The following is a 26,905-nucleotide window of genomic DNA, read 5'->3' as shown; positions in this document are numbered from 1 at the left end:
TCGGGCGTGCATGCGCCACCGCGCGACGTAGCGGTAGGGATGAGTACGTAGAACCGATGCCTCCGGCGGGGATCGTCGACAGAGATGGGCTTAGGCAGAGGAGCGGTCTACGTGGGCGCGGACGGCGGCATGGCCTCTGACGGCATCCCTAGAGTGATCGGATGCGATTGATTCGAGGGCTGGCGGCCACTCTAGCCGTCGGTGCGGCGTTGGGCGCCGCCGCGGCTGTCGCCAACAGTGTGCCGCTGCTGCTCGGTGAGGGTGGCAGAGCCGTGCGGACCGGGGTGCCTGGTCACAGACGGCGGAGTTCGCGAGCCTGATCCTCGACTCGGGCTGGGCGTGGGCCACGATGGCTGTGGCCGTGGGTTGGCTGGTGAGCAGTGGTCTCCGACCGGTGGTGGGGGTGCTCGCCGGGGCACTGGCGGGAGGCCTCGCGCTCATCGACGCCACGATCGTCTACGACGCCGTGCCCATGCTGTTCCCGTTCCATGAAGGCTTCGGGTGGGGGCAAATGCCATTCTGGTTGGTCGCAAGCCTGGTGTTGGGATTGCCTCTCGGCGCGGTGGGGGCCACCATCCGGCGTCCAGGTCCGGTCGGAATTTTCGCGGCACTCGTAGCTCCCGTCGGGGCGGCTCTCAACATGGTTGTGCTGCCACCGCCAGCGGAGAGCCCTGTGGCGGGTTCGGTCATGCTGACCGTTTGGGGCGCCGCCGCGACGGCCGCAGTCCTGGTGCTGGTGCTTGCCCTCCGTGCCAGGCGGAGAGGTGATCGCCGGGTCATACACGGGCCAGTAACCCGTCCTTCCTGACGGGCATTAGCGGGCGCGAGCGGTCACCGGACTGCCTTCCCAAGCAGGCTGTCCGGGCATCACACCCGACTGAGCGCGATCTTCCAAACTGACGCTCCGGGCAGCCTGACCCCGCAGTCCGCTTCTAGACCGCAAGACGCCGATCGACAACAGGGAAGTGGTGTGAGATATCGAGAGGCGTTTCCGCCGCTGAACCGCCATGCGCGCAGATCGGCAGGACAGGCAGTTTCATCTCATAATCCCTCGGTCGTTTGTGCCCGTTGCGTGCCCGTTGACCCGGGAGCCGAGGGTCAACGGCGGTCAGCTCCTGGACGTGCCCGCAAGCGGGCCGCACCGGCCCGGCTCCGGCCCGCTGGCGACCTCCGGCCGGCATCGGCCGGGCCGGCCGGCCGTGTCGAAGGCAGTTGGATCAAAGCCGTTCTTGGAGAGCTGGATGGCCATACACGCCGATTAGATGCGGTAGCCGTCGTCGCCGCCGGCGTAGTAGGTGCCCTGGTCGACGACCGCCAGCGGAAGGTGGGCCCGGAACCGCTCGACGAGGCCTTCCCCACGCCCTAGCTTCGAGGAAGCACGGTGATGGCCACGATGGCGCTGTTGACGACCGTGGCCGTCACGGCGCGGGTTACGGCTGCCGCCGCGGCGTCGGCACCCCAGTCGCCCTGCTCGAGTTCCTTGGCCCGGGTGATCACCGCTGACGTCCACGGGATCTCGCGGTGGAACTGCGGGAGCGTGCCGCTCGCCGAGAGCAGCGCCGCGAGCGCGGCGACACGGGCTTGCGGCTCCGCACCGTCCACGAGGACCTGCCGAACGTCGGCGAGCAGGCCGGCCCGTCGTCCGGTCCTGCCGTCCCGCAGGGCCGTCGTCCGGAACAGGCCGAGCACCTTACGGGGCTCCTGGTCGATGTCGCCTCGCGCGATGAGTCGCTCCAACACCGGCTTGCGCAGGGCGGGACCGATCGCCGCCAGTGCCGTCTGCACCCCCCTAGGTTTCTCGGTGAGGTAGTCCCACGCCGGGCGGAGAAGGTCGTCCGACGGTGGGTGACCCGCCACGCTCCTGACCCGCCCCCGGTCCGCCGTGGTCAGGTGATCGCCGAGGGCGAGGTCCGCGAGGACCGCTCCACCGAAGACGTAGAAGAGGGTGTTCTCACCCGCGATGGTCCCGGACCTGGGTTGGAACAGAAGCAGTAGGAGATCTTCCACGAGGGTCGGGACGTCGGACCGGGGTTCGGTGGTCATCGGCGGGGCTCCCAGCGGAAGAGTCGAGTGGCGAGGGCGACGGCGATGACGACCCAGCCGAGCGTGGGCGCAAGCAGGAGCAGGGAGTCGGTCACGGCGACGCCGCCGTTCCAGGCGTTCATGGTCAGTTCGGTGGCCGAGCCGCCGGGCAGCAGCCGCTTGAGCCAGGCGAGGTTCTCGGTGCCGGAGATGCCCACCCAGCTGGCTATGGCGATCACACCGAGGGTGACGGGCAGGGTGGTGACCTGGGCGTGTTCGGGGGAGTTCGTCAGCCCGGCCGTGGCCAGGGCCAGGCCGATCATCATGGCCAGGGTCGCGAGGACCGCCACGACCAGCAGGGCGACGTTGGCCGGTTCGCCGGCGACCACGGCCAGGGCGGTCAGGATCGCGGTCACCTGCACCACGGCGAGGACGAGTACGGGCAGCAGTAGGCCGGCGAGGATGCCGGCGTCGCCTTCGGCGGTGGAGCGCAGCCGCTTGAGGAAGAGATTCTGTCGCCGGGAGGCCAGGGTGGTGACGGCCGTGGCGTAGAGCCCGAAGGCGGCCACGGTGAAGATCACGATCGCGGCGATGTAGCCGAGGCTTCCGATGGCGGCGTAGGTCTCGTGCTGACGGACGAAGAACACACAGACCGCGACCGGGATGATGAGGCTGGTGATCAGCACCAGCCGGTTGCGGAAAATCTGGATCAGTTCGCTGGACGCGATAGAAATCACGGTGATGCTCCTGTCGGAAGAACGAATCAACTGTTGATGGCGCGGAAGACGTCGTCGAGCCGGGTCGGTCCCGCCGCCAGGTCCCGCAGCTCCACGGCGTGGTCCTGTGCCCAGCCGAGCAGGAGGTGCAGATCCTTCTGCAGCTCGAAGGTCTCGACCGCGACCTTCCCGTCCGCGTCAACGGCGGCGCCCACCGGCAGCATCGGCGCCGAGGCCGGGAGGGAAAAGCGGATGACCGCCGGCAGGGTGCGGGTCAGCTCGGAGACGGTGCCCTCCCGGTGGAAGGCGCCCTCGTGCATCAGCCCGATCCGGTCCGCGCGCTGTTGCGCCTCCTCCAGGTAGTGCGTGGTGAGCACGATGGTCGCGCCGTTCTCCCGCAGCCGGTCCACCGTCGCCCAGACGGCGTCGCGGGACTGAATGTCGAGGCCGGTGGTCGGCTCGTCCAGGAAGATCAGCTCTGGGGTGCCGTAGACGGCGGTGGCGAAGTCCAGCCGCCGCTTCTCCCCGCCGGACAGCTGCGACACCTTGCGGCCGGCTCGGCCGGTGAGATCGACCAGGTCGAGCACCCGGTCGACGTCGTCGGTGCGCCTGGTGAGCCGGCCGACCAGACCGACGGACTCACGGACGGTGAGGTCCGGGGAGAATCCGCTCTCCTGGAGCATGACGCCCATCCGGGGACGTACCGCTCGCCGGTCGGCGGGGCTGTGCCCGAAGACGCGTACCGTGCCCGAGGTCGGCCTCCGGTGTCCCTCGACAACTTCCAGGGTCGAGGTTTTCCCGGCTCCGTTGGTACCCAGCAGTGCGTAGAGCTCTCCGGGCCGTACCTCGAAGGAGAGGTCCTTCACGGCGTGGAAGTCGCCGTAGGTGAGGTTCAGCCGTTCGACTTCGATGACAGGTGTGGTGGACATGTACCCATGACAGCGCGGGCACGGCCGACCCGTCAGTGGCACCACGTCACCACCGCATGTGACGTGGTGTCACGGGTCGAGGCCCCTGGCTGCCGGATACTGATCTGATGACCGCGAGATCGCCGCGCTTCACCGAGTCGACGCAGGGAAGGCTGCGCCGGCTCAATCTCGCCACGTCACTGCCGCCCGTGGTGTTCGCCGCGGTGGTCCTGGTCTACACCGACGCGCGTACCTGGTGGCACGTCGTCGTCCTGGCGCCGGGGGCCGTGGCGGCCCTGGTGGCCTTCGAACGGTGGACGGCCAACGACCTGGCACGGGTGGCGCTGCCGTGCGTGATCGTCGGGGGAGCGGTGTGGCCACTGGGGGTCCTGGTGACCGGCAGCCCCAACGCCTACTGGGGGTTCTGCGCCGTGGGCTCCCTCGCCCTGCGCGAGGTCCGGCGGCACCGGGTGCTGGCGGTGGCCGGGCTGTTCACCTACGTCGCCACCGTCGGCGCGGCGCGGCTGCTGGTGCAGCGGGACGACATCGGTCACGTCCTGGTCACCTACGTCCTCATCCCGACCGCCCTCACCGTCGTCGTGACGGTCTTCACGATGGTGGGCGAACGGTTCTACGACCTCATCCGGGAGCTCGAACAGACCCGGGAACGCGAGGCGGAGCTGGCCGTGGTCCGGGAGCGCGTGCGGTTCGCCAGCGACCTGCATGACATCCAGGGCCACACCCTGCACGTGGTCAAGCTGAAGATCGCCCTGGCCCAGCGACTGCTGCTCCGCGACACCGCTCGGGCGGAGAAGGAGCTGCGGGAGACGTACGCGCTGGTCAGCGACACGATCGCGCAGACCAAGGAACTCGCGTACGCGCAGCGGCGGCTCAACCTCACCGCGGAGATCGAGAACGCGAAGAACCTGTTCGAGGCCGCCGGAATACGCGTCCGGGTGACCAGGGAGGCCGAGGTCGACGCCCGCGCCGGCGAACTGCTCGGCCAGGTGCTGCGCGAGACCACCACCAACATCCTGCGCCACGCCCAGGCCACCCAGGTGCAGATCACGCTCGCCGAGTCGGGCATCACCATCGTCAACGACGGCGTAACCGCCACCACGCTCCCCGAGCTCAGGGGACTGGCGGTACTCAGGCAACGGGTCGCGGGCGACGGAGGTGAGCTGACCGTGGAACAGAAGGACGAGCAGTTCCTGACCGCAGCGGTCTTCCCACCCGCTCGGGCCGACGCGGCCCCGACGGTTACGGGGAAGGACGGCCGATGACCACCATCGTGCTCGCCGACGACGAGGCGTTGCTGCGCACGGCCCTCGCCGCGCTGCTGCCGATGGAGGGCGACATCACGGTCCTCGCCGAGGCTCAGGACGGCCTGACGGCGATCGCCGCCACCCTGCGGCACCGGCCCGACGTGCTGGTCATCGACTTGGAAATGCCGGGCGTGGACGGCCTGGGCGCGGTCGCCGAGATCCGCCGCGAGCGACCCGAGCAGGTGATCCTCATGCTGACCCGGCACGCCCGCCCTGGCGTGCTACGCAAGGCGCTGCGGCTCGGCGTTCAGGGCTTCGTCAGCAAATCCGCCGAGCCGGCACACATCACCTCGGTCATCGCCACCCTGCACGCGGGCAAGCGCTGGATCGACCCGGACGTGTCCGCGCTCGCCGTCACCGAGGACTGCCCCCTCACCGACCGTGAAGCCGACGTCCTGCGGGTCACCAGCGAGGGCTACTCGGTCGCCGACATCGCCGCTCGGCTCCACCTCGCCCCGGGCACCGTGCGCAACTACCTCTCCAACGCCATGCGTAAGACCCAGACCCGGACCCGCCACGAAGCGGCCCGCTACGCCCGCGAACACGACTGGCTGTAACGGCGGTCCGGCGCCACGACCTATTCGGTTGGCGAACTGCCCACCCGGCACCACCGGCCTGACCTCAACCAGGAGCTGCCCGCACAGCGGCGACGCGGCGGCGATGCAGGGCAAGCCACGCCTCGACTTCCCACCCGCACCGGCGGAACTCACCCGGTAACGACGTCGGGCGGGTCTCCGCGTCATGTCTGTTCGTGGAATGTCACGGTGCAATGGTGACGTGGTGGCACTGCCAGGAGGGTGCGGTGAGCGCTGCAATGGGGATGTCACGACGCTCGAGAGGAACCTCCCCGATGAACGCCCCAAGATCCGACGGACCCTGGAAAGGGACGGAACGGCCGAGCCCTCCTGACGCAGGAAGCTCGCGCCTCCTGACGTTGGAGCATTCCCGGCCGGCCGTCGACAACTCCCGGCCCTTCGGCGCCCACCTCCGCATGAGCTGGTGGAAGCCGCTCGTCGTCATCCTCGTGCCGCCGCTGGCGATGGTGGTCCTGCAGGTGCTGCTCTACCAGATCGTGGGCGTCATCGAGGGCAGCGACGACCCGATGTCAGCCACCTTCACGCCGTTGAAGTTCCTGGCCGTCAACCTCAGCGTCGGCGCGGCGGGTGCCTTGGCGATCCTGCTCCTGGTGTGGATCGCCAAGGTGCCGTGGCGCAGCCTGCTCAGCTTTCCACGAGCCTTCGACGCCCGCCGCCTGACGTATTACCTGATCGGAGCGGCGCTGCTGGTGGGTGCGGGGATCGGCGTCGTGGCGCTGGTCGCGCCCGACGCCCCAGGCTGGACCGCCTTCGGTGTCACCAGCACGACGATCGGCATGCTGGTGATCGTCGTGCTGAGCACCCCGCTGCAGGCCGCCGGCGAGGAGCTGATGTTCCGAAGTGCCGTGCTGCCCGCCGCCGCCTCCTGGGTGCGTGCGGTTCGCCCGGCCCTGGTCGTCGGGCTCGTCGTCTCCGGCCTGGGCTTCGCCGTGGTCCACGGGTCGGCCGACCCCTGGCTGTTCGGTTACTACACCGTGATCGGCATCAGCACCGGCCTGATGGCCATCATCAGCCGCGGCATCGAGGCACCGGTCGCCTTCCACGTCGCCAACAACGTCCTGTTCACGACCGTCAACACGCTGATGGCGGACGGCGAGGCCTTCGCGATCGACCGGTCCACCGACTCCGGTGACGCGGCCCTGCTGATCCTTGGCGCCGTCAACATCGCCATGGTGGTGCTGGTCTGGCTGCGCGAGCGGCGAGCCCGGGCCACAAGCGCGGGCTAACCCCACCAGGGCAGGGCGCCCGTCCGCAGGTGGTCGTGGCGCTTCGCGCTCGAACTGACCTGGCCTGCGCCGACGTGCTGACCAGCGACGATGTGGCCAAGCTGTGGCTTTGACCTCCAGCGAAGCTTCATGCGCATGCGCTGACTCGCCCGATTCTGGAACTGGTCGTCTGAGATGGCTGGGGGCGTCGAGGACCGTGCGAAGCGCGGCTCAAGCGACCCGTTGGGCCAGCACCTGACCCGGCCAGGATCCAGATAGGAAGGTTTCGGTGGAAGTGAACCCGTGGCGCTCGTAGAACGCCACCAGCTCGCCACCGCCGCCCGCCCAGCAGTCGACCCGTAGCAACCGCACTCCAGCTCGCCGGGTCTCCTCCACGGCGTGAGCCAACAGGGCCGACCCGAGGTTCCGACCGGCGAATCGTCGGTCCGAGACCAGGAGGCGGACGTACCGCTCGGGTTCCTCCGCAGGCGCGATCGGTGCCTGCGGATTGGGCCCAGAGTCCAACACCAAGGCTGCGGCCGGCGTTCCTTCCACCTCCGCGATGTACGGGAGGTTCTCGGTCATGTACCGATCGACCAGCTCGATCCCTCCGGGCTTCTCAGAGAACGGTGTCGTGCCCCATTGCTCGGTGTTGCCGCGATCATTCATCCAGATCACCGCGGAGTCGAGCATGTTCAGTACGGCGGGTGCATCGGCCGGGCCACCGCGTCTGATGCGTATGCCGCGGGTGGTGTCGTCCACGGCGGGATTGTAGCCGTGGCTCGCCGATCACAACCGAAACCAGGATCCGGCAGCTGTGCGAGTGCCAGCACGCGAACCCTGCACTCCCCGTGCGGCCGACGAAGAAATTAGGCCGGCAAGGGCCGTCCTCGACGCGCTGGGCTGGCAGATGCGTGCGTGCGTCGAGGTGGTCTCTCCCATGGCCCTCATGACCGCAGGCAGGTCCGACCTTCGTCAGGAGGCGGGCTCCTGCGGGTCGCCCTCAGTCGTGAGGGCTGAGGAAGTCGGTGATGAGGGCAGTGAGCTCCTGTGGGCGTTCGGCAACCATCGCGTGGCTGGCGCCGGCGAGATGGCGCACCCGCAGAGACGGGTTGTCCACAGCGGCAAGCCGTTCGGCGGTGACCTTGCGATACGCCTCGTACAGGCTGTGGAACGGCTGTTGTTCGGGCAGGTCCTCGGTGGCGAGAATGAGCAGCAGCGGGCAGCGGACGTCGCGGTAGGCGGGCGTCAGGTCGAGGGAGTCCATGGCGTCCCGGAGCTGCCGGGTGAGGTCCGGGGCGGGCCGCAGCCGGCTGCGGCCGTCGTCGCCGGGCACGAGGTTGCGTTCGAAGGCTGCCACCCAGTCGTCGGGTGCGGCGCCGTAGCGCTGGGCCATGGACCGCTGCCCCGCCAGCATGGCGGCCACCTGTTCGGCGGTTAGTGGTTCGGCAAGCATCGCGGCCATCTCGTCGAAGATGGCCCGCAGCTTGGCCAGCTCGGTCTCGGCCTGCTCCGGATCCAGCCCGGCGAGCTGGTCCGGACGGTTTAACGGCGGATTGCCGTCCAAGCTGACGGCACCGGGGCACTCCGGGTGACGCTGCGCCCAGAGGGTGGCGAGCATGCCGCCGAGGGAGACGCCGACCACCGCCGGGGAGGTGAGGCCGAGTTGGTCGCTGACGGCGGTCAGGTCGGCCAGTACATCGTCCCAGCGCCACGGGCCGTCTCCGGACCGGCCGTGACCGCGCAGGTCGACGGTGACCACCCGGTGGGTCGGGCGCAGGTGCTCGGCGAGGGTGGTCATCTGGGCGAGGTTGCCGCCGGCGCCATGAAGGAGCAGCAGCGGTTGTCCAAGTCCGCCGAAGTCGCGGATCGCGATGGGCACGGTCCCGGAGTCGATGATGGTCTCAGACACGTCGGGTTCCTTCCTTGAGCAGTCGGTCGCGTACGGAGGCGGAGCGCACGCCGCCTTCGGGGTGGCGGGCGAGCTTGTCGCGGGAGACCAGGTCGTGGACGCCCTGGCGGGTGATGCCGAGCATGGCGCCGGCCACCGCGTACGACACGGATGCGGCGGTCGGGTGGCCGACCCTTCGCGCGACGGCCTGCCCGAAAGGGCTGCGCCACCAGTCGAGGGGTGGGTCGAACGGTCCGTCCCCCGGGTAGAGGGTGGAGATCGCGCGCATGACCACGCTGACTGCGGTCCGGTCGTCGCCGCTGAGGATCGTGGCGGCCCAGGATCGGGCCTGCTCCCGGATGACGGCGCGCAGCGGGTCGATGGCGTCGTGGCCGTCGGCCAGGATTTCGAGGGGGTCGAGCAGGCGGATGTCGATCAACCGGACGAGCTGCTCGGTCAGTTCCTCGTGGGTTGGTGACATGCTGCCTCCTCCGCTACTTGACACCCATCGTCAAGTACTTGACGTCGAGTGTCAAGCACGATGGCGCGAGCACCGTGGGCGGTACGGCGCCCGGCGCCCGGGCAACAACGGCATTACCGCTACGTGGTACCGCCGAAATCGCGGCGGCGGCGCTCCACGGCGGTCAGCGATGGAACCCGGCGTGGCCACGGATCGTATTGGAAGCGGGCCTTGGAACAGGTGGGGGCAAAGGCGACTCAATGAACCCACCCCGTCGAGATCGAGCAGCTTGCGGAGTACGTAAAAACGCACGTGGTAGCTCGGCGAAACGCACGAGGTGGCCGAAGTGCGGCAGAGCACCTGATCGCCTCGTTGCGGTGCCTCTACAGGCGGGCCGCCTGGGTGCCTGGGCCGTCTCCCACGCCCTGGGCGTTGACGGACCCGTCAACGAGACAGCAGCGGGATCGTCAATGCCTTGCTCGCGCCAACCCCATAGAGGCCAGCATCGGAGGGGCCACTGCTCGGGTGCTGGAGTCAGCCGTTCGAGCGGTGCCGGCCGGCGCGGTCGTTTTCGTCGTACCGGGGCAGGTGCAGTTTCTCGGCCGCCAAATCGATCGACGTCTCGGGCCGGGGGTGCCATCCTGCCCTATGGTCAACGATCTGAGGCAGCGGCTGGACCGGCCACGGTTCCCGAGGAGTGCCGGCTACGACTCCCATTGGATGATCGAGAACTGGATGGGCCCGAACGCCCTCTGGCTGCTCGAATGGCTGTGCTCCGAGCTCGACCTTGCGCCCGGCGCCCGCGTGCTCGACCTTGGATGTGGCAGGGCCATCACCTCGATCTTCCTGGCCAAGGAGTTCGACGTCCAGGTCGTCGCCGCCGATCTCTGGATCAAGCCCACCGAGAACTGGCGCAGGATCGACGACGCGGGCCAAGCCAAGCTCGTCACGCCGCTGCTGGCCGAGGCGCATGACCTGCCGTTCGCCGAGGGCTACTTTGACGCCATCGTTAGCGTCGACGCCTATCACTACTTCGGCACCGACGCGCTATACCTGCCCTACCTGAGCCGTTTCCTGGCTCCCGGCGGCCACATCGGCATCGTGGCGCCGGGGCTAGCCACGGAACTCGACCACGAGCTGCCGGAGCACCTCAAGCCGCACTGGGAACCGGATTTCTGGACCTTCCACTCGCCGGCCTGGTGGCAGCAGTTGTGGAGCCGCAGCGGCGTGGTCGACGACGTGCACGCCGACTTTCTGGAGGACGGGTGGCGCGACTGGCTGGTCTGGAGCGAGGCCGTCTTGGAGACGACCGACAACGACACCGCCCGCAAGCTCGTTCCTCGAGAAGTGAAGATGCTGCGAGCTGACACCGGCCGTCACCTCGGCTTTACCCGCGTTATCGCCCAGCGCACCTGACAAGCTGCGTCATCAGTCTCCCCGCACGAGCCACAGCTTGAATCCCGACCGAACGATCCCACGACTTGCCTCATCCTCGATGGCAAGGCCGCACCGATTCGTTGCCAGCAAGATGAAGCACCGCCGCTCAGCGGCCTTTCAACCCTCACCTGCAATGGCAAGGGACGCCGGGCGCTGATCTGAAGTTTGCCCCGAGCTGGAGTAGTTCGACCGGCCGTCGGCGCTGAAGAACCTCGTGTCGCTTGAGCAGAGGCCAGCGCCCGGCGCGGGCCGGTCACACCTACGCCACCGGCCACCCGTCTCCTCGGCCGCCGTCACCGTTCATAACAGGGTCGCGATCGGCGCCGCCGGACTCGCTATGACTCCACACCGTCCTACCTGTCCACCAGACCGGTTTCCCGCTGCGCGTCTTGCGGTTGCAAGATCGCCGGCACCGAGGTGTGGATCGGTGCCCAACTAGTCGCTCGCTGCTGGACCCGCGGCGCTCGGCGAGTTCGTCAGCCCGCGATGACCTGGTAGCAGGGCGTTCCCGGCGGCGGGCGGGGCGTTCTGGATCATGGCGGGGGCGGCTCCGGGCCCGTGGCGGTGCGTGTCGGGTTCAGGAAGACGAACCGGACCGCCGGGTTACGCGCGGTCAGCCGTCGTTTCGCCTCGTCGGCCACGTCCTCGATATCGGCGCCGCTGACCTCGTCAGCAAAGTCGATCCTGGCGACAACGAGGATGTCGTCGGGACCGAGCTGCAGGGTCAGCAGCTCCACGATGCCTTGCACACTCGGCAGAGCGGCCAATTCCCGGCGGATCTCGTCCTGAACTGGCTCCCTTGCTGACCGGCCGACGAGCAGGGCGAGGTTGTTGCGGGCCAGAATGGTGGCCACCACGAGGAGTAGTACACCGATGGCGACCGATGCGATGCCATCCCAAACCGGGTCACCGGTCAGCTCGGCGAGCCCCAGGCCCGCTCCGGCCAACCCCAGGCCGACAAGGGCGGCGCTGTCCTCGAGGAACACGGCCATGATGGTGGTGTTGGGGGTGCGCCGCAGGACTCTTGCCGGACTGATTTTCCAGCGCTTGGCCCGGCGTCGTACCTGCCGTACCGTCCGGATCAGAGATACCGACTCCAGGACGAAGGAGACGACCAGCACCGCGTACGAGACGAGGTAATCTCCAGTCTCCTCGGCCGATGCGATGACATGGACGCCGTGGGTGATGGAGAAGCCGGCGCCGCTGACGAAGGTGAAGACCGCGGCGAGGAGGGCCCAGATGTAGCTCTCCCGACCGTAGCCGAAGGGGCGCGCGGCGTCGGCCCGGCGACCGCCTCGACGTAGCGCCACGAACAGCAGTACCTCGGTGGTGGTGTCGGCGAACGAATGAGCGGCCTCCGACAGCATGGCCGCCGAGCTCGAGAGCAGACCCGCAACCACCTTGGCCACGGCGACAGCGACGTTGACGGAACCGGCCACGATCACGGTACGGACGCTCTGCGACTGCTCGTCCGACTCGGTCATCAGGCCAGGCTATGAGCCGTTTGCCGGCCGGGCGGCCAAACCGATAGGCACACGATCCAGGTGGGCCGCTGAGTGCCGAGGAGCTGCGGGAGTTGGCGCCCCCTACGGGTCGCCGCCCTTGACCCGGCAGCCTCTGGCACTGTGATCACCACGACCGCCGGTATCCAGGTCGTCCGGCGCACCGCAGCAGACCACTGGCGCATGCCGCAACACGACCTGACGCGCGGCCGACGGCAGATCAGCACTTGATCATGAGGATGCCGATCACGGCGATTTCGGGGGCCTGGCCTTCTGCGGGTAGATCGTCTCGTGACGGGCCAGCATGGCAACGAACTCGCCGATTTTCCGCTCGCGGGTCTGCGCGCGTTTGAGGGCATTGAGGCGGTGGATGAGGGCAAAGCGGTTGGTTTTGGTGAGGACGTCGAACATGGCCTGGGCGGCGGGGTCGGTGGCGATGGCGGCGAGCAGATCGGCCGGTACCTCGGCTTCGGACGGCGGGGCGTAGGCGTTCGCCCACCGCCCGTCCGACTTCGCGGCTTCCACCGCGGCGCGGCCTGGGGGCAGCATTCGCCCCTGCGCCTCCAAGCGGGCCACGTGGGAGACATTGCGTTGTGACCAGGAACTGCGGGGCCTGCGAGGGGTGAACCGGATCCAGGAGGTCTCCGGATCCCGTTTACGGGCCTGCCCGTCGATCCAGCCGAAGCACAGGGCCTCGTCGACTGCCTGCTGCCAGGTCAGCGTCGTGACTGTGCCGCCCTTCTTGGTCAGAGCGAGCCAGATGCCGGGCGACGTAGCGTGGTTGGCCGACAACCACGTCCGCAGCGCCTCGGCGTCCACGACGATCAACTCATCCAGTTCGGCGCTCGCCATGACGGCAGGCTAACCCGACTCGCCGGGCTGCCGGCGCGCCGGCAGCCCGGAGGACCATCGAGCAGGACCTCGATGCTCAAGACAATCTTGATGTCTTCCGACATGTCGGACTCCTCGTGCACGTGTCGCATAGGCCAACATGGGCCCGCCCGAAGAGACCGACGCGCTGTGTAGGTAGCTGACCTGCAGCCCTGTCCGCAACGACGAAGGGCCCCTGCCGTATCGGCAAGGGCCCGTCTCCGTCGCGGCCGGGCACGGGGATCATCGCCGCTCGAACCCGGTCGGATCTGACCTCACAGTTCCCACCAGAAGTCGCCTGTAACCACGATCACGGCACGCCGCCGCCAAGAGGATTTCGACACATCAGGCGCCAGCCCGTCCCATCGTCACTGATCCTCGGTCTCGGTGCTCCCATGGTCCAGCGCAATCGCCACGTCATGATCGCGGTGGTTAGGAGTGGGTTGCGGTGACGCTGTAGAGCAGTGTCTGGCTGTAGTTGTTGCTGCTGCAGGGTGAGGAGTTGGTGCAGTTGGCCTGGGTGTACGCGCCGGCTTTGAAGTAGGCACCGGAGAAGCTTCTGTTGATGGTGGTCTGCAGGGTGTTGTTGTAGTAGGCGCGGACCTGACCACCGCTGACCACGAACTTGGCCTGGAATCGAGTGCCGAGCTGGTAGGTGCTGGTGACCAGCTTGTGGTGGGTGGTGTCACCGTTGGTGACGTACAGGTTCGAGCCCTCGAGGCGGAAGACGGTCACGTCATCGTCGCCGTCGTGGATCTGTGCGATGACGGCGTGCGGCTTCCCGGCTGGCAGGGCGGTAAAAGATCCGTCGACGACCAGGGTGTGGGTACCGGAAGTGGAGGACCAGCTGGCATTGCTGGCGCCGTTGTTGGTCATCTCGCGCAGTTCCGAGCGTGGGTAGCTCGACCCGCTGGTCGTGACGCCGTTGACGGGAGCGCGGAATTGGACGGCGCGGCACGAGTCTGCGGTGACGAACCAGGGGGACACCTGGAAGGCGTCCAGTGCGGGCTGCTTTACCTCGGTGGGGCTTTCCGAGGCTCCGCTCGGCAGGGTGATCTTCCAGTTGGTCAGGTTGAGCACGTCGGCGGGCACGGTGCAGGTGCCGCTGCCGCCATCCGGGCCGTAGACGCGTGCCTCGGTGACGCTGTTCCAGTCGTTGGTGGTGTTGCCGTAGCCGAGGATTCGTACGTAGCGTGCGGCGCGGTCGCTGAAGTCGTACGTCTCAAGTTGGAGGGTGGTGCCGCTGCTCTCCCGCTGGGAGACGGCGGTGGTCCATGAGCTGGCATCGGTTGAGGTTTGTACCTGGAAGGTGCTCCGGCGGGTGTCGCCCTGGTGCCAGGCGACGCCAACAGAGCCGACCTGCATGCTGGAACCGAGGTCGAAGCGGATCCATGAGCCGTCGCCCTCGGCGGACCAGCGAGTCGAGAGGCTGCCGTCGAGAGCGTTCGCCGGCACGTTGCCGTCGTGACCGCTGGCCGTTACAGCCGCGACGGGAAGCGTGCTGACGGCATGGGCGGCTGGCACCCCGATCAGCGTGGCGACAAGTAGGGCGATGGGCATGGCGATGATGACAGTTCGTCGCATTGGGCGGTCCTAACCAAGGGCTCGGTTGCATGCCGGTCCATTCGCAGTGATGGAGACTGACGGTACAGAATGAGTAGACGAACCTCGATGTGACTGGTCGCCATTGTTGGGTCGCAAATGTGGGCGGCGTTGCCGACTCGGTGCTGGCGGCGGACTCGGGCCGCCCGGACTTGGCGGCGTCCGATGTGACGGCAGGGGCCCCTCAGCTCCTACCGCCTCACTGAGCGGTTCCGCCATCTCGGTGCCGGCTCATGCGGCCATGGCGACCCGGCCTGGGTTACCAGAGGCGGAAGCAACGCCACGATGATCTCCACCTCGGCACCCAACCCAAATCACCGGCGAGCGCGACTCACAAGATGTGTGCCAGAGCCCCGGGGTGCTCCATGCCGTCGACCCCATGTCCGATCTTGCGGGAGCTGCCAGACGACGGAGGGATTCGAATTGGCGCCATTTGATCACGTGGGCATGGGATCGTCAGTGCGCCTTGTGCGGATTTGACGGGCAGTTGTACGGCGCCACTGAGGGCGTCAACGCTGCCCACGTGCGTTGGTTTGCCCTGGATGGCCCTGACGATCCTGACAACGGTCTCAGCGCTCTGCGCGCTGCACTCCGAGCTGTTGACCGGCTCGCCACTGTCGACACCCCGTCCAGGCCCCGGATACCTTCGACCAGATAGACGATGCCCCCCACTGGACCCCCAATGATCGTGGGTGTTCGCGGAAGAAGGGCGTTGCGTAGCCCTGCCTGGCCGGTTAGGTTGCTGCCATGACCAGCTCGCACGCGTACCCGACGACGTCCTTCGACGTCCTGTTCGGCGCGCTGCGACGCCGGCGGTCCCGCGACCGTCTGCGCTGAGTCTTCTTCTCTGCGACCGGCGGATCGAGCCGCCGGTCATCCTCGATCGTCCTCGGTCCGCCCGCATCCCCCTTCCGGTGATCCGCGCGGCGGATCCGAGCGAGATCGGCGTACCCATGGATCTGGAGAAGCTGCTGACCGACCGGCTGGCGCCGGCGTTCGCGACGGTGGCCGGCGGGCCGGTGGACCCGCTCGTGCGGCGCTCGGCGCGCACGGACTTCCAGTCCGACGCGGCGCTGGCGTTGGCCCGGCGGCTGGGCCGGCCGCCGCGCGTGATCGCTGCCGACGTGCTGGACCGTGCGGACCTGGCCGACGTATGCAGTGTGGCGGAGGTGTCCGGTCCGGGCTTTCTCAACCTGACCGTCGCCGACGACGCCCTGGCCGGATTGGTCTCGGCACTGGCCGCCGACGCGCGGCTCGGGGTGCCGGTGGTTGCCGAGCCGGAGACGGTGGTGGTGGACTACTCGGCGCCGAACGTGGCGAAGGAGATGCACGTCGGGCACCTGCGCTCGACGGTGATCGGTGACGCGGCAGCCCGGCTGTTGCAGTGGCTGGGGCACCGGGTGCTGCGGGCCAACCACGTGGGTGACTGGGGTACGCCGTTCGGCATGCTGATCGAGCACCTGGTCGACCTGGGCGAGGCGGAGGCGGCGCAGGAGCTGCCGATGGGGGACCTGGACTCGTTCTACAAGGCAGCTCGGGTGAAGTTCGACGCCGACGAGGCGTTCCGGGAGCGGTCCCGGCGGCGGGTGGTCGCATTGCAGGGCGGCGACGCGGCGACGCGACGGTTGTGGCGGATGCTGGTGCAGCAGTCCGCACGCCACTTCCTGACGGTGTACGAGCTGCTCGACGTGACGCTGACCGAGCGGGACTTCCACGGTGAGAGCAGCTACAACGACCTGCTCACCCCGGTGGTCGAGGACCTGGACCGGCTGGGGCTGCTCCGCTCCAGCAACGGTGCCGCCTGCGTCTTCCCGCCCGGCCAGGCTGGGCGAGACGGGGAACCGCTGCCGCTGATCGTGCGCAAGTCCGACGGCGGGTACGGGTACGCGGCGACCGACCTGGCGGCGATCCGGCACCGGACCGGGACGCTGGGCGCGACCCGGCTGCTCTATCTGGTCGGGCTGCCGCAGCGGCGGCACTTTGAGATGGTGTACGCGGTGGCGGCGCAGGCCGGTTGGCTGCCCGCGCCGGCGCGGGCCGAGCACGTCGGCTTCGGGTCGATCCTCGGGTCCGACGGGCGGATGCTGCGCAGCCGGGCCGGTGGGTCGGTGAAGCTGGTCGGGCTGCTAGAGGAGGCGATCGCCCGGGCCACTTTGCTGGCCCGGGAGCGGAACGCGGAGCTGGGTCAGGTGGAGGCGGCCGAGGTGGGCCGGGCGGTCGGCATCGGCGCGGTCAAGTACGCCGACCTGTCCAGCGACCGGCATCGGGACTACGTGCTCGACTGGGAGCGGATGCTGTCGCTGGATGGCAACACCGCCCCCTACCTCCAGTACGCGTACTCCAGGATCCGGTCGATTTTCCGGCGGGCGGGCGTGGCGGCCCGACCGGAGGCGGTGATCCGGTTGACCGAGCCGGCCGAGCGGGCCCTCGCGTTCGAACTGGTCGGATTCGGTGCGGTGGTCGTCTCGGTGGCGGACAGCCTGGAGTTCCATCACCTGGCTGGGCACCTGTACCGGCTGGCCGCCGCGTTCAGCGCGTTCTACGAGCGGTGCCCGGTGCTCCGAGCCGACGGACCGGTCCGGGACAGTCGGCTGCTGCTCTGCGACGTGACCGCCCGGGTGCTCCGGCAGGGGCTGTACCTGCTCGGCATCCGGACCCCCGACAGGATGTAACAGAAGTCAGATGGCTGATCGGGCCAGTCGGGTCACCCTGCACGACGCTGGTGCCGACACGGGCAGCCCGTCATGCCACGCATCGCCTCCATCCGGGAAATCGAGGGGCCACTACGGGCAGGCTTTGCGGACTGCTGGTGAAGAGTCGGAGAGGGAGATTGAGGCGCCGCCGGCCGAGGCCAGCTCACAGATCAGCGCCTCCACCTCTGGCGGGGTCTGACTGGGCGAGGAACGCGGCGCGGCCCGCCGAATCCTGCCTCCGGCGGGCAGGGCCTCCGGCCCTACGACCCGGACCCGGCCTCCGGCGGCCGGGGCTCGCGCGTAAGCGATCGGGCCGGCAGATTTGCGTTTGACCGGAGGTCTGCCGGCCCGATCGGCGCTACCCGTTCGGGATATTGGTGAGGCCGCCGTCCGGCACGTACTTCAGCGCCGCTCGTTCGTCGCTGAGCTCGTACGCTGACGGTCGCGCGTTCGGTGCGTCAGGCGGCGGTGGACTCGAGCTGGTCGAAGGCGATGCTCCACCACGATTCTGGATCGGTGAATGCGGACGGGTCGACCCGCGTCAGCTCGGCGCGGATGGCGGCGGCGAGCTGGGCGCGGGCCCTGCCGCCCGGGTCGGTGTCGATAAGCTGCCCGAGCTTGTAGAGGAACTCGACGAACGCAGCAAACGAGGCGTTGACGTGCTCGAAGTTCGGCGTCGCGAGGTCCAGCAGGATGACCGAGCCGTTCTGCGAGTCAAGGATGAAGAGCATCTGGGCGTCATCGGGCGAGCTGCCGAGGATGACGTACATCCGCGGGCCCTCGTCGCCAATCTCGATCTTCAGCTTGCCGAACGGCGTCATGCCCGGGGCGGTGACGTCCGCGGTGAACAGGATCGGCACCTCGACCGGGAGGGCGGCACCGGCCGGCAGGACCCCCGGTGCGAGCACGTCGCCGAGCAGGTCGGTCGGCACCTCGATCACGCCGTCCGGGCCCCAGAGCGCGGTGAGTTCGGCCAGCGACACGCTCATTCGTCCTCCTGCTCGCCGGGGGAGGTCAGGTCCTGCTCCTCAAGGAACCGCCACCAGTCGTCATCGTCATAGCCGATCTCGGCGTAGCCCGCGCCGAACACGTAGTAGGCGAGGAACGAGTCTAGGTCTGGGGCGATCTGCTGGAAAGCCTCGCGGATGAACCACTCGTCGGTGCTGACCTCCGGGAAGTACCAGACCGCGCCGGAGTCACGCCGCAGCAGCAGTGGCTCTTCCTTCAGGCGCCCGAAGTAGTACCACTCGTCGGGCTCGGCGGCGACGCCGGTGTATTCCGGCATGATGTCCAGGCCGGCCTGCATACGGGGTGAGGAGGAGATGCCAGGCAGGTAGAACGCGCCGGCCGCGATACTCTCGGCGACCTCCATCAGCTCGCGGACCGGCTGCGGGACCTCCGCCGGGATCGTGTCGGCCGGAGCGCCCGCGCTGATCTTTCCCCAGCTGACGGTGTTGTCCTCGTCCGCCAGCAGATCGACGCGCAGCTCCTCGATGAGTTCCCGCAGATCGGGGTTCAATCCACTACCTCTATTCGGATCGGCGTGCCGTCCGGCAGGTTCATGATCTCCACCCGGATCTGGGTGCCGATGTCCTGGTTGGTAACGGCGTCCATCAACTTCAGGTTACTGACCTCGTCAGGACCGCCAAGTTGCAGCTCCCAGACATGATCGGGGTTCTGGTCGCGTACCCGTTGCTCCATCCGCTCGGCCGCTGCCTTGTCTCTGGCCTTCTGCGCGTCGCTGCCCTTGTTGTTCTTGACGTACTTGTTGTGGATCTTCCGGATGATCCGGTCCTTGAAACCGCCGGTGATGCTGCTGTCGCGCGCCACCGGGTTCGCCTGCTTGAACAACTTGCCCTGATCACTCAGCCGCTTCAGGGCGGCCATCTTGCGGTCGAAGTCGGTGCGGTGGTGCGTGCTCTTGCGCTGGACCCGGATGGTGACCTCGGGCAGATCATTGTTGCGCCGCACCGGGGGCGCGGAGGCCTTCTTCACCGCCGCGCCGACGAGGTTGCCCTCATTCGGCTTGGCCGCGCCACCACGCTTCCGGCTCCGGCTAGCCACTGATCAGCTCCGTGATCACCTGGTCGATCAGCAGACCGACGATCTCCCGCGTGATCAACTGGAAAATCGGGATCTCCGCCAGCGACGCGCCGAAGGTGACGACTGCGGTTGCGATGGCTTGCGCCACCTGGAACGCGAAGATGGCCAGCTGCACGATCATCGAAATCTTCAACGCGAGCACGATCCCGGCGCAGATGATCAGGCCGGTGCCGACAAGCATCGCCGCCTGCGCGTAGTCCGGCAAGGTGCCCGGCCCGCTCTCCGGTTTCGCCCACCACTGGGCGAACGCCTGCATCGCCTCGCCGCTCTGCTGCGACATGACCGCCGCAGCGGCCGCCCCAGCCTCGCCGGAGGCGTCGCCGACCGTTCCGGCGAAACTGATCCAGGCCTGCCCCATCTCGAACAGCTTCTCCTCGTCGCCCTCCGGCCAGGAGAAGCCGATCCAACCGAGGGCGGTGACCAGCTCACCCGGTAGCTGAAGTCCCATCCCTCACCCCAGCATTCCGAGGATGCCGCGCATCGCGTTAGCAGCTTCGCGCTCAACCGACTCGTAGTTCTCGGCCATCGCGGTCAGATCACTGCCCGCCGCGCCGATCTCCTCGGCAGCGACACCGATGCAGTCCAACACCCAGGCCGAGACCCCGGTGTACACGACCCCGATCAGCGAGCCGATGTCGTCGCCGCCCCAGGGCTCGCCGTAGCTGGCCATCTGCGCCTCGAAACTCTCCAGCTGCCCGATGAACCGCTCGGCCGCGCCGATCACCTGATCACCGCCTGCCCGCAGGGCCGCGGGCTCCACCTCGAAGCCGCTCACCGGTTAGGACTCCCGCCGGACATCCGGGCCTGCGCCTCGGTCAATGTCTGCAGAAACGTGCTCAGCCGCGGCACCGCCGAATCCCGGACCTGCTGCAGCTGCTCGGTGAGCTGCGTAAGGTCCGCAGCGTCCGGCGCGGAGGCGCCGCTACGCATGGAGTCGATCGCCGCATTTACCGCCTCGACGATCCGGTCACACAGCTCGGCGGAACCCAGGCGCATTAAGCGCGGATCCACGGCAAGCGACGAAAGCCGACCGTCGGCACCGAACTCGGCACAGACCTGGCCATCCGCTGCCTCGCCGATCCGCCGCTGCCGGGCGGCTTCCTCGTCTTCCGGCGGTGGGCTCACCGCCCGAAGGGCGCCGACAGTGGCATCGAGCATGCGGGCGAAGTCCCCACTCGCGTCCCGTGACATCGACATAGATCGTCCTCCCGACAGTGCTCGAAACATTCGCGAGCGTACGGACACTGGTCAAACGAGCCGCTGTTCTACCTCTGATGGGTACATGCGCACCAAACAGAATCTGGACGCCGATCTTTCAGCCTCGGTAGCTGTTCTGGTGGAAGCCACCCTGCGGGGGCGCGCCGTACGAGCCCGGGAACCCGCCGCCCACGGGCCCGGTGTGCAGTACCGCGGTCGGAGCGTCGGCCATGCTGCCACCGGCCGGCGCCAGCAGCTGGGTCGTCGAGGGAACATCCGTCTCCGCCGCCGCGTCCGGTGCGTTTCTCCGGCGCATCACCACCAGTGCGAGCGCGCCCAGGCCCGCGGCGACCAGCAAGCCGCCCAGGAGGAAGAACCGCGACGAACTGTTTCCCTCGTCGCTGACGGCCTTGAGGGTGGGCGGCGCAGCCTCGGGGGTGCCGTCGCCCGCCGCGGCGAGAGGGCTTGCCTCTGCAGCGGGCGACGGCGACGTCTTGGTGGGCGGTGCCACCGCAGAGAGGGTGAGCCGCACGGTCGCGACGTCACCGGCGCTGCCGCGTACGGTCGTGCGAGCGATGCGGTAGCCGTCCATGGCCGCGCGGACCGTGATGGGTCCCTCGGCGATTGTCTTGCCGGCGCTCGACGTGATCGAGAATTGGCCGCTGGGGCTGCTGGTCGTCCGGAATTCGTGCCCGGCGCTGTCCCGGATGGTCAGGTCCACGCCGCCGATTGCCTTTCCTCCAGCGTCGCGGACCCGGCCGGAGACCCCGCGCACCCCGGCCGCCGGCTTGTCCCCGCCGGACGACGACGCACCCGGGCCGTGGACGTAGACCATCTTGTGGTCATAGGTGTTCTGCCCGGCAAGCCGCACGCCGATCGAGATGTTGAGGCCGGTGATCTCACCCGGGCGAGCTGTGGGGGCGACGAGCGTCGTGTCGAAGGTCTGGCTCCGGCCAGGTCCGAGGTTCGGCTCTGCCCGGCATCCGGAGGTGCATCGCAAGCCGCCGCCGACCACGATGATGGCCGTTTCGGCCCGGCTTCCGTTGTTGGTGACGCGGAACCGCACGCGTACCGTCTCGTTGGGTTTGACGTTCTCCGCCGACACGCTCAGGATCCGGACGGTCTCCGGGGCGGCCGTCGCGGGTGCCGCCGACACCGCGAGCGTCCCCCCGGTCAGCGTGATCAATGCGGCCGCTCGGGTCCATCGGACACATAAGCGCGTCGTCACTTCCAACCACCTTCTCCAAGAGCGGGCAACGCCGGTCGACGGCGCCGCGGGCCACTATGCCCTGTCTGGAACGGGTCGCGCGACCCACCTCCGACGTCTGCCCGGAAGACCCAACCGTGCCAGAAGCGGGGGTTTGAGCGGGTTGACCGGCAAACTCATTCCTCTGTGGACCGCGCTGGTCCCGACGTTCACGAGGTCATCCGGGCAGCGATGGTGCGTCGAGGGCGCTGTGATCGGCAAACTCAAATGTTGCTCAACTTGTGCCCGCAGCGGGCTGTCGCGAATGGCGTCCGGCCTACGGTCAGCTCACCTCGACCGGATCACGCAACAACCCTGGGAGTGTCATGGCACCTACTCCGCCGACGGATGCTGAACTGAACGTTCTGATCCGCGCCCGGCTCGCCGCGCTCGGGATCGACCTCGATCAACTTCCGCCCGGGACCACCGCCGACCCCGAGACCGGCTCGCCCGGCCGGGACTCCGTGCTCGCTTCCCTGCGCTCCTTCGTGCGGGGCACCGTGGCGACGCTCGCCGCATACCAGCTACCCGCACCCGTCGGCACCGATCCCGAGGTCGCGAAGGCGCTGTCGCAGCAGCACGTGCCGGTCCTGTACCCCTCCAACAGCACGGAATGGCGGAAGGCATGACGTCCGAACCGTTCGATCGTACGGTCGACCGCCGGGCATTTCTGGCCCGCGCTGCCGCGCTGGCCACCGCCTCGGCCGTGGGCGCCGGCGGCGGACTGCCCTCGGTGGCGCTGGCGAGCAGCAGCCTGTCCACCAACACCGGGCCGGGAACGAAAAGACGGCCGCTGGACCAGCCCAACGCCTACACCGAGCCCCGGCCGGCGGCACTGGCCGAGCCGACCGAGCTGACCATCGCCGAGGCAGGCTGGCTCATCCGTGCCGGCAGACTCACCCCGGAGCAGTTGGTCGAGGCGTACCTGGCCCGCATCTCCCGGTACGACGGCAGCTACCAGGCGTTCAACCTGGTGCTCGCCGAGGCCGCCATCGCGGCGGCGAGAGCTGCCGCACGCCGGCCTCGAAGCGGCGTGCTGCACGGCATCCCGTTGGCCATCAAGGACAACTACTACACCGAAGGAGTCCCCACCACCGCCAACTCCTTCCTGTTCCAGAACTTCGTGCCGCCGTACGACGCGACCGCGGTGGCCCGGCTGAAGGCAAGCGGTGCGATCGTGCTCGGCAAGACCCAGATGGGCCCGCTGGCGACCACCCGCGCCACCACGCCAGCCGGTGTGATCACCACGGTGAACGCCTGGGCGCCGACCGACCGCGGCATCGACCCGGGCGGGTCGTCCACCGGCACCGCCACCGCGGTCGCCGGCCGGATGGCCACCTCCGGCATCGGTACGCAGACCGGCGGCTCGATCACCGCCCCGTCCAACGCGCAGAACCTGACCGGCCTCAAGCCGACCATGGGCCGGGTCTCGGCGGCCGGCATCATCCCGCTCACCTACACCCGCGACCATCCGGGACCGCTGGCTCGGGACGCCAAGGACGCCGCGATCATGCTGACCGCGATGGCCGGCGAGGACTCCATGGACCCGCGCAGTCAGGGCCTGCCCCAGGTGCCCGACCTGATCGACGCGGCCAGCCCGGTCTATCACCGCCGCCGCGTCAAGCTGCGCTGGAACACCCGGATCGGGGTGCTGCCGGGCTTCGCCAACGGCACCTCGCCCACCGCACTGGCCCGTGCGGCGTACCTGGCGCAGCTCGCCGCGATCCCTGGCGCCACCCTGGTGGACGTGCCGCTGCCGGACGAGTGGAGCCTGTTGACCGGCAGCACCTTCAACAACGCCCGGCTGCCCGAGCGCACCGAGCCGTTCATGCCCTACCTGCGCACCGACCTGCGCGGTTTCGGGGTGTCGGTGACCAGCTGGCTGCAGGGAGCGCTGCTGGGTGGCAACGAGTTCCTCACCACTCAGCGGGCCAAGCTGCTGCTGCTGGACCGGGTGCTCAATGAGCTCTTCGACGGCTGCGACGTGGTGGTGCAGACCGACCCGGTGCCCTTCGACATCCTGGGCCTGCCCGAGATCGCCTTCCCGATCGGGGCCACCGCCGCCGGGCTGCCGATCGGCACCATTCTGGGCGGCCTCCCGTACGCCGAGGACCGGCTGTTGTCGGTGGTGGCCGCCTACCAGGCGGTGACGGACTGGCATCTGCGGCGGCCGGGCGACCCGCCGACCGACGCCGGCGCGCGTGGTGCGGTTCCGGCCCAGGTGCCCCGCCTGACGGCCGAGGAGGTCGCCGAGCTCACCCAGTGACGTGCGAACGGCGGGCAGTCGATGCCCGCCGTTCGTTTTTCCTCATTGCGGGTGGTGAGGCTCAAGTTTTCCTCAATTGCCACCCTGAGCGCTTCAGACATCGATCGAAGCCTGTTGAATCAAGCTATCCGAGTTGGCGCGGCCGCCCCTGCCGGACCCTTTTCCGTCCTGTACTGCGAAGGGGTATCAGGTGAAACGAAGACTGTCTCGGGCGGCGCTGCCGGTCGTATGCGCGCTGGCTCTGCTCGGTACGCCGGTGTTGACGTCGGCGACCACCGCTACCGCCTCGAACCGGGTACCGAAGCCGGAGTCGGTGATCGGCTGGACGCCGTGTACCGACTACAAGCTGGCCACCTACGAGCAGATCGCCGACTACTACCGGAAGCTCGACAAGGCCAGCGACCGGATGAAGTTGGTGGAGATCGGCAAGACCAGCGAGGGACGGCCGCAGCTGATGGCCATCGTCTCGTCGGAGAAGAACCTCAAGGACGCCAACCTCAAGCGCTACCGGGAAACCTCGGTACGCCTCTCGCAGGGCGACTCGCTGTCCGAGTCGGAGGCGCGGGCGCTGGCGAAGGGCGGCAAGGCCATCGCCTGGGTCGACTTCGGCATCCACTCCACCGAGGTGGCCGGGCACCAGACCGCCCCGCAGTTCGCGTACGACCTGGTGACCAGCGAGACGTCCGAGGCGCGAGAGATCCGCGACAACCTCATCACCCTGCTGGTGCCGAACGTGAACCCGGACGGCGGAACGAAGGTCGCCGAGTGGTACCGGCAGAACCTGGGCGGGCCCTACCAGGACGCCGGCTATCCCGAGCTGTACCAGAAGTACGCCGGACACGACAACAACCGTGACTGGTACATGTTCAACCTGCAGGAGACGCAGAACGTTGGGCGCCAACTGTTCCACGAGTGGATCCCGCAGGTCATGCACAACGTCCACCAGACCGCGGTCTTCCCCGCCCGGATCAGCATCCCGCCGTACGAGGACCCACTGAACCCGAATATCCACCCCCAGGTGGTCCGGGGCGTCAACATCGTCGGTGACGCGATGGGCCAGCGGCTGGAACGCGAGGACAAGGGCGGCGCGCTGGCCCGCCAGTCGTACGACATCTGGTGGAACGGCGGCGCCCGGACCGCGCCGTACTACCACAACCAGATCGGCATCCTGACCGAGACCGCGCACGCCTCGGCGACGCCGCGGGTCTACGACCCGGCGACCTTCCCGAAGACCTTCGCGGACGGCACCTCCACCAGCGAGCCCTCGGTCTTCTACCCGAGCCCCTGGAAGGGCGGCGAGTGGCACCTGTCGCAAAGCTGCGACTACATCAAGACCGCCTCGTGGGCGATGCTTCGCGTGGCCAATGACGACCGCGAGGCCCTGCTCTACGGCGCGGCGCAGATGGCCCGGGACGGGGGGCGCAACGGCGCCTCGACCACCTACGTGATCCCCGCGGATCAGGCGGACTTCCCGACCGCCACGAAGCTGGTGGACAAGCTGCGCTGGAACAACATCCGGGTCGAGCGCGCGATGAAGCCGTTCACGGTGGGCGACCGCAGGTACCCGGCCGGCAGCTACCTCGTCCGGGAGGCACAGCCGTACCGGGCTGCGGTGCTGGACCTGCTCAACCCGCAGGTCTACCCGGATCGCCGGCTCTACCCCGGCGGCCCGCTCGAGCCGCCGTACGACATCACCGGATACACGCTCTCGTTCCAGATGGGCGTCACCGTCAACAAGCTCGATCAGGCCGTGCGGGCCGAGACCGTCGCGGTCGACTGGCCGACGGTGCCGACCGGCGCGGTGGCGGGTGCACCGAAGTACGCGTACGCCCTCGACCCCCGGGTCAACGACAGCTCGGCCGCCGTGAACGCCCTGCTCGCGGCGGGGGACAAGGTCTTCCACAGCAGCGCTGAGGTGACCACCCGCACTGGCAAGCTGCCGGCTGGCACGTTCCTGGTCACACCGCGTCCGGGCACCGACGCGCGGGTGACGCGGCTCGCCACCCAGTTCGGGCTCAGCATCGCCGCGGTGGACGCGAAGCCGGCGAAGGTGACCGCACTCGCCGCGCCTCGGATCGGACTGTACGACGGCTTCAACAACTACGACGAGGGTTGGACCCGGCTGATCCTGGACCAGTTCGGCTTCCAGTACGAGAAGCTGACGAACGCGTCGGTCCGGGCCGGTGACCTGCGGGCGAAGTTCGACACGATCGTGCTGCCCGACGCCACCTACAACTCGATGCGCAACGGCCGGGCGGCCGGCTCGCTGCCGCCGGAGTACACCGGCGGAATGACCGATGCGGGTGTGGCCAACCTGAAGGCGTTCGTCGAGGCGGGCGGCACGGTGGTGACCCTGAACAAGGCCGCCCAACTGCCGATCAAGGCGTTCGGCGTACCGGTCAAGGACGTCACCGAAGGGGTACCGGAGACCACCTACAACATCCCGGGGTCGGTGCTGAACCTCAACCTCGACGCCAGAGACCCGGTCGCCGCCGGGTTCGGCCCGAACGCGTCGGCGTTCGTCGCCAACGGCCCGGCGTTCGAGGTCGACGAGGGCGCCGAAGGTGTCACGGTGGCGGCCACCTGGCCGAAGACCAAGCTGCTGAAGAGCGGCTTCCTCCTCGGCGAAGACGTCATCGGCGGCAAGGCGGCCGTGGTGACCGCGAAGGTGGGCGACGGCCAGGTGGTGATGATCGGCTTCAAGCCGCAGCACCGGGCCCAGTCGCACGGCACCTACCGGCTGCTGTTCAACGCGATGTACCTGGGGGGTCAGCGCTGACCTGACGTGGGTCGTGGTGGCCGAGCGCACTCCTGCGCTCGGCCACCGCACGCGCGTGTGAGAGCCGACATGGCGAGGTCCCCGCCC

Annotated in this window: 24 protein-coding genes and 1 pseudogene; 9 read left to right on the top strand and 16 right to left on the bottom strand. The window is 68.6% G+C overall.

Features of this window, described 5'->3' with window-relative positions:
* Window positions 1–1,362 precede the first annotated feature (1,362 nt).
* From EAD89_RS26565 to EAD89_RS26555, 3 genes are read right to left on the bottom strand one after another with little or no spacing between them, the layout of a single operon-like run.
* On the bottom strand, window positions 1,363–2,043 hold the full coding sequence (locus EAD89_RS26565) for a GPP34 family phosphoprotein (protein ID WP_121677622.1): 681 nt from the start codon (window positions 2,041–2,043) through the stop codon (window positions 1,363–1,365).
* On the bottom strand, window positions 2,040–2,759 hold the full coding sequence (locus EAD89_RS26560) for an ABC transporter permease (RefSeq protein WP_121677621.1): 720 nt from the start codon (window positions 2,757–2,759) through the stop codon (window positions 2,040–2,042). Before EAD89_RS26560 ends, EAD89_RS26565 begins: the two co-directional genes overlap by 4 nt.
* Window positions 2,760–2,785: 26 nt before the next feature.
* Window positions 2,786–3,667 (bottom strand): ABC transporter ATP-binding protein, encoded by an 882-nt coding sequence (locus EAD89_RS26555; RefSeq protein ID WP_121677620.1) that lies wholly within the window; start codon window positions 3,665–3,667, stop codon window positions 2,786–2,788.
* 107 nt (window positions 3,668–3,774) lie between these two features.
* Here EAD89_RS26555 and EAD89_RS26550 point away from each other — a divergent pair, with 107 nt between their 5' ends.
* From EAD89_RS26550 to EAD89_RS26540, 3 genes are all read left to right on the top strand, one after another.
* Window positions 3,775–4,929: a sensor histidine kinase gene (locus EAD89_RS26550; protein ID WP_121677619.1), complete on the top strand. Its 1,155-nt coding sequence runs from the start codon at window positions 3,775–3,777 to the stop codon at window positions 4,927–4,929.
* On the top strand, window positions 4,926–5,528 hold the full coding sequence (locus tag EAD89_RS26545; protein WP_121677618.1) for a response regulator transcription factor: 603 nt from the start codon (window positions 4,926–4,928) through the stop codon (window positions 5,526–5,528). The genes EAD89_RS26550 and EAD89_RS26545 overlap by 4 nt, the downstream gene beginning before the upstream one ends.
* Window positions 5,529–5,905: 377 nt before the next feature.
* The gene (locus EAD89_RS26540) at window positions 5,906–6,793 is read left to right on the top strand and encodes a CPBP family intramembrane glutamic endopeptidase (protein WP_199733637.1); all 888 of its coding nucleotides are present in this window, start codon (window positions 5,906–5,908) and stop codon (window positions 6,791–6,793) included.
* Window positions 6,794–7,003: 210 nt separating this feature from the next.
* On the opposite strand, the gene EAD89_RS26535 is transcribed toward EAD89_RS26540, so the two are convergent.
* The 3 genes from EAD89_RS26535 to EAD89_RS26525 form a co-directional block, all read right to left on the bottom strand.
* Window positions 7,004–7,534, bottom strand: coding sequence for a GNAT family N-acetyltransferase (locus EAD89_RS26535; RefSeq protein WP_121677616.1), 531 nt, complete (start codon window positions 7,532–7,534; stop codon window positions 7,004–7,006).
* 241 nt (window positions 7,535–7,775) lie between these two features.
* Window positions 7,776–8,684, bottom strand: coding sequence for an alpha/beta fold hydrolase (locus EAD89_RS26530; protein ID WP_121677615.1), 909 nt, complete (start codon window positions 8,682–8,684; stop codon window positions 7,776–7,778).
* Window positions 8,677–9,144 carry a hypothetical protein gene (locus EAD89_RS26525; RefSeq protein ID WP_121677614.1) on the bottom strand — a complete coding sequence of 156 codons (468 nt, stop codon included), beginning with the start codon at window positions 9,142–9,144 and terminating at the stop codon, window positions 8,677–8,679. The genes EAD89_RS26530 and EAD89_RS26525 overlap by 8 nt, the downstream gene beginning before the upstream one ends.
* Before the next feature lie 627 nt (window positions 9,145–9,771).
* Between EAD89_RS26525 and EAD89_RS26520 the strand changes: the two genes are divergently transcribed.
* On the top strand, window positions 9,772–10,539 hold the full coding sequence (locus EAD89_RS26520) for a cyclopropane-fatty-acyl-phospholipid synthase family protein (protein WP_121677613.1): 768 nt from the start codon (window positions 9,772–9,774) through the stop codon (window positions 10,537–10,539).
* A 554-nt stretch (window positions 10,540–11,093) separates the two neighbouring features.
* Here the strand turns inward: EAD89_RS26520 and EAD89_RS26515 are convergent.
* The 3 genes from EAD89_RS26515 to EAD89_RS26505 all read right to left on the bottom strand — a co-directional run bounded on the left by EAD89_RS26515 (window position 11,094) and on the right by EAD89_RS26505 (window position 14,516).
* Complete coding sequence (locus tag EAD89_RS26515; RefSeq protein ID WP_121677612.1) at window positions 11,094–12,044, bottom strand: cation diffusion facilitator family transporter; 951 nt, start codon at window positions 12,042–12,044, stop codon at window positions 11,094–11,096.
* Window positions 12,045–12,308: 264 nt separating this feature from the next.
* A complete protein-coding gene (locus EAD89_RS26510) occupies window positions 12,309–12,914 on the bottom strand; it encodes a YdeI family protein (protein ID WP_121677611.1) in 606 nt (201 codons plus the stop codon).
* A 450-nt stretch (window positions 12,915–13,364) separates the two neighbouring features.
* Window positions 13,365–14,516: a polysaccharide lyase family 7 protein gene (locus EAD89_RS26505; RefSeq protein ID WP_121677610.1), complete on the bottom strand. Its 1,152-nt coding sequence runs from the start codon at window positions 14,514–14,516 to the stop codon at window positions 13,365–13,367.
* Window positions 14,517–14,940: 424 nt separating this feature from the next.
* Between EAD89_RS26505 and EAD89_RS31385 the strand changes: the two are divergent.
* Window positions 14,941–15,108 (top strand): annotated as a pseudogene (locus EAD89_RS31385) (restriction endonuclease); the annotation flags it as partial.
* 379 nt (window positions 15,109–15,487) lie between these two features.
* Window positions 15,488–17,206: an arginine--tRNA ligase gene (gene argS / locus EAD89_RS26495; protein ID WP_121677649.1), complete on the top strand. Its 1,719-nt coding sequence runs from the start codon at window positions 15,488–15,490 to the stop codon at window positions 17,204–17,206.
* Between the two features lie 479 nt (window positions 17,207–17,685).
* Here the strand turns inward: argS and EAD89_RS26490 are convergent, their stop codons facing one another.
* The 7 genes from EAD89_RS26490 to EAD89_RS26460 all read right to left on the bottom strand — a co-directional run bounded on the left by EAD89_RS26490 (window position 17,686) and on the right by EAD89_RS26460 (window position 21,713).
* Window positions 17,686–18,216 carry an SUKH-4 family immunity protein gene (locus tag EAD89_RS26490; RefSeq protein WP_121677609.1) on the bottom strand — a complete coding sequence of 177 codons (531 nt, stop codon included), beginning with the start codon at window positions 18,214–18,216 and terminating at the stop codon, window positions 17,686–17,688.
* Window positions 18,213–18,746: a hypothetical protein gene (locus EAD89_RS26485; RefSeq protein WP_121655169.1), complete on the bottom strand. Its 534-nt coding sequence runs from the start codon at window positions 18,744–18,746 to the stop codon at window positions 18,213–18,215. Before EAD89_RS26485 ends, EAD89_RS26490 begins: the two co-directional genes overlap by 4 nt.
* Window positions 18,743–19,291 carry an endonuclease gene (locus EAD89_RS26480; RefSeq protein ID WP_121655168.1) on the bottom strand — a complete coding sequence of 183 codons (549 nt, stop codon included), beginning with the start codon at window positions 19,289–19,291 and terminating at the stop codon, window positions 18,743–18,745. Before EAD89_RS26480 ends, EAD89_RS26485 begins: the two co-directional genes overlap by 4 nt.
* On the bottom strand, window positions 19,284–19,778 hold the full coding sequence (locus EAD89_RS26475; RefSeq protein ID WP_121677608.1) for a hypothetical protein: 495 nt from the start codon (window positions 19,776–19,778) through the stop codon (window positions 19,284–19,286). The genes EAD89_RS26480 and EAD89_RS26475 overlap by 8 nt, the downstream gene beginning before the upstream one ends.
* Window positions 19,779–19,781: 3 nt before the next feature.
* Window positions 19,782–20,105 carry a WXG100 family type VII secretion target gene (locus tag EAD89_RS26470; protein ID WP_121677607.1) on the bottom strand — a complete coding sequence of 108 codons (324 nt, stop codon included), beginning with the start codon at window positions 20,103–20,105 and terminating at the stop codon, window positions 19,782–19,784.
* Entirely contained in the window at window positions 20,102–20,488 is a 387-nt protein-coding gene (locus tag EAD89_RS26465; RefSeq protein ID WP_233579149.1) for a YbaB/EbfC family nucleoid-associated protein, read from the bottom strand. The genes EAD89_RS26470 and EAD89_RS26465 overlap by 4 nt, the downstream gene beginning before the upstream one ends.
* Before the next feature lie 157 nt (window positions 20,489–20,645).
* Window positions 20,646–21,713 carry a carboxypeptidase-like regulatory domain-containing protein gene (locus EAD89_RS26460; protein ID WP_233579147.1) on the bottom strand — a complete coding sequence of 356 codons (1,068 nt, stop codon included), beginning with the start codon at window positions 21,711–21,713 and terminating at the stop codon, window positions 20,646–20,648.
* A gap of 386 nt (window positions 21,714–22,099) precedes the next feature.
* On the opposite strand from EAD89_RS26460, the gene EAD89_RS26455 reads away from it, so the two are divergent.
* From EAD89_RS26455 to EAD89_RS26445, 3 genes are all read left to right on the top strand, one after another.
* Window positions 22,100–22,402 carry a hypothetical protein gene (locus EAD89_RS26455; RefSeq protein ID WP_121655163.1) on the top strand — a complete coding sequence of 101 codons (303 nt, stop codon included), beginning with the start codon at window positions 22,100–22,102 and terminating at the stop codon, window positions 22,400–22,402.
* Window positions 22,399–24,039: an amidase gene (locus EAD89_RS26450; RefSeq protein WP_199733636.1), complete on the top strand. Its 1,641-nt coding sequence runs from the start codon at window positions 22,399–22,401 to the stop codon at window positions 24,037–24,039. Before EAD89_RS26455 ends, EAD89_RS26450 begins: the two co-directional genes overlap by 4 nt.
* Before the next feature lie 190 nt (window positions 24,040–24,229).
* Window positions 24,230–26,818: a M14 metallopeptidase family protein gene (locus tag EAD89_RS26445; protein WP_147458873.1), complete on the top strand. Its 2,589-nt coding sequence runs from the start codon at window positions 24,230–24,232 to the stop codon at window positions 26,816–26,818.
* Window positions 26,819–26,905: the final 87 nt, after the last annotated feature.

Source organism: Micromonospora sp. BL4 (assembly GCF_003667505.1).
Lineage (GTDB): Bacteria > Actinomycetota > Actinomycetes > Mycobacteriales > Micromonosporaceae > Micromonospora.
This window is presented reverse-complemented; position numbering and strand designations above follow the sequence as displayed.

What these genes read in the sequence shown, in the direction of transcription:
- EAD89_RS26565 (WP_121677622.1), bottom strand. Translation starts at nt 2,043, where the DNA reads ATGACCACCGAACCCCGGTCCGACGTCCCGACCCTCGTGGAAGATCTC.
- EAD89_RS26555 (WP_121677620.1), bottom strand. Translation starts at nt 3,667, where the DNA reads ATGTCCACCACACCTGTCATCGAAGTCGAACGGCTGAACCTCACCTAC.
- EAD89_RS26550 (WP_121677619.1), top strand. Translation starts at nt 3,775, where the DNA reads ATGACCGCGAGATCGCCGCGCTTCACCGAGTCGACGCAGGGAAGGCTG.
- EAD89_RS26545 (WP_121677618.1), top strand. Translation starts at nt 4,926, where the DNA reads ATGACCACCATCGTGCTCGCCGACGACGAGGCGTTGCTGCGCACGGCC.
- EAD89_RS26525 (WP_121677614.1), bottom strand. Translation starts at nt 9,144, where the DNA reads ATGTCACCAACCCACGAGGAACTGACCGAGCAGCTCGTCCGGTTGATC.
- EAD89_RS26520 (WP_121677613.1), top strand. Translation starts at nt 9,772, where the DNA reads ATGGTCAACGATCTGAGGCAGCGGCTGGACCGGCCACGGTTCCCGAGG.
- EAD89_RS26515 (WP_121677612.1), bottom strand. Translation starts at nt 12,044, where the DNA reads ATGACCGAGTCGGACGAGCAGTCGCAGAGCGTCCGTACCGTGATCGTG.
- EAD89_RS26510 (WP_121677611.1), bottom strand. Translation starts at nt 12,914, where the DNA reads ATGGCGAGCGCCGAACTGGATGAGTTGATCGTCGTGGACGCCGAGGCG.
- EAD89_RS26505 (WP_121677610.1), bottom strand. Translation starts at nt 14,516, where the DNA reads ATGCGACGAACTGTCATCATCGCCATGCCCATCGCCCTACTTGTCGCC.
- argS (WP_121677649.1), top strand. Translation starts at nt 15,488, where the DNA reads ATGGATCTGGAGAAGCTGCTGACCGACCGGCTGGCGCCGGCGTTCGCG.
- EAD89_RS26490 (WP_121677609.1), bottom strand. Translation starts at nt 18,216, where the DNA reads ATGAGCGTGTCGCTGGCCGAACTCACCGCGCTCTGGGGCCCGGACGGC.
- EAD89_RS26475 (WP_121677608.1), bottom strand. Translation starts at nt 19,778, where the DNA reads ATGGGACTTCAGCTACCGGGTGAGCTGGTCACCGCCCTCGGTTGGATC.
- EAD89_RS26465 (WP_233579149.1), bottom strand. Translation starts at nt 20,488, where the DNA reads ATGCTCGATGCCACTGTCGGCGCCCTTCGGGCGGTGAGCCCACCGCCG.
- EAD89_RS26455 (WP_121655163.1), top strand. Translation starts at nt 22,100, where the DNA reads ATGGCACCTACTCCGCCGACGGATGCTGAACTGAACGTTCTGATCCGC.
- EAD89_RS26450 (WP_199733636.1), top strand. Translation starts at nt 22,399, where the DNA reads ATGACGTCCGAACCGTTCGATCGTACGGTCGACCGCCGGGCATTTCTG.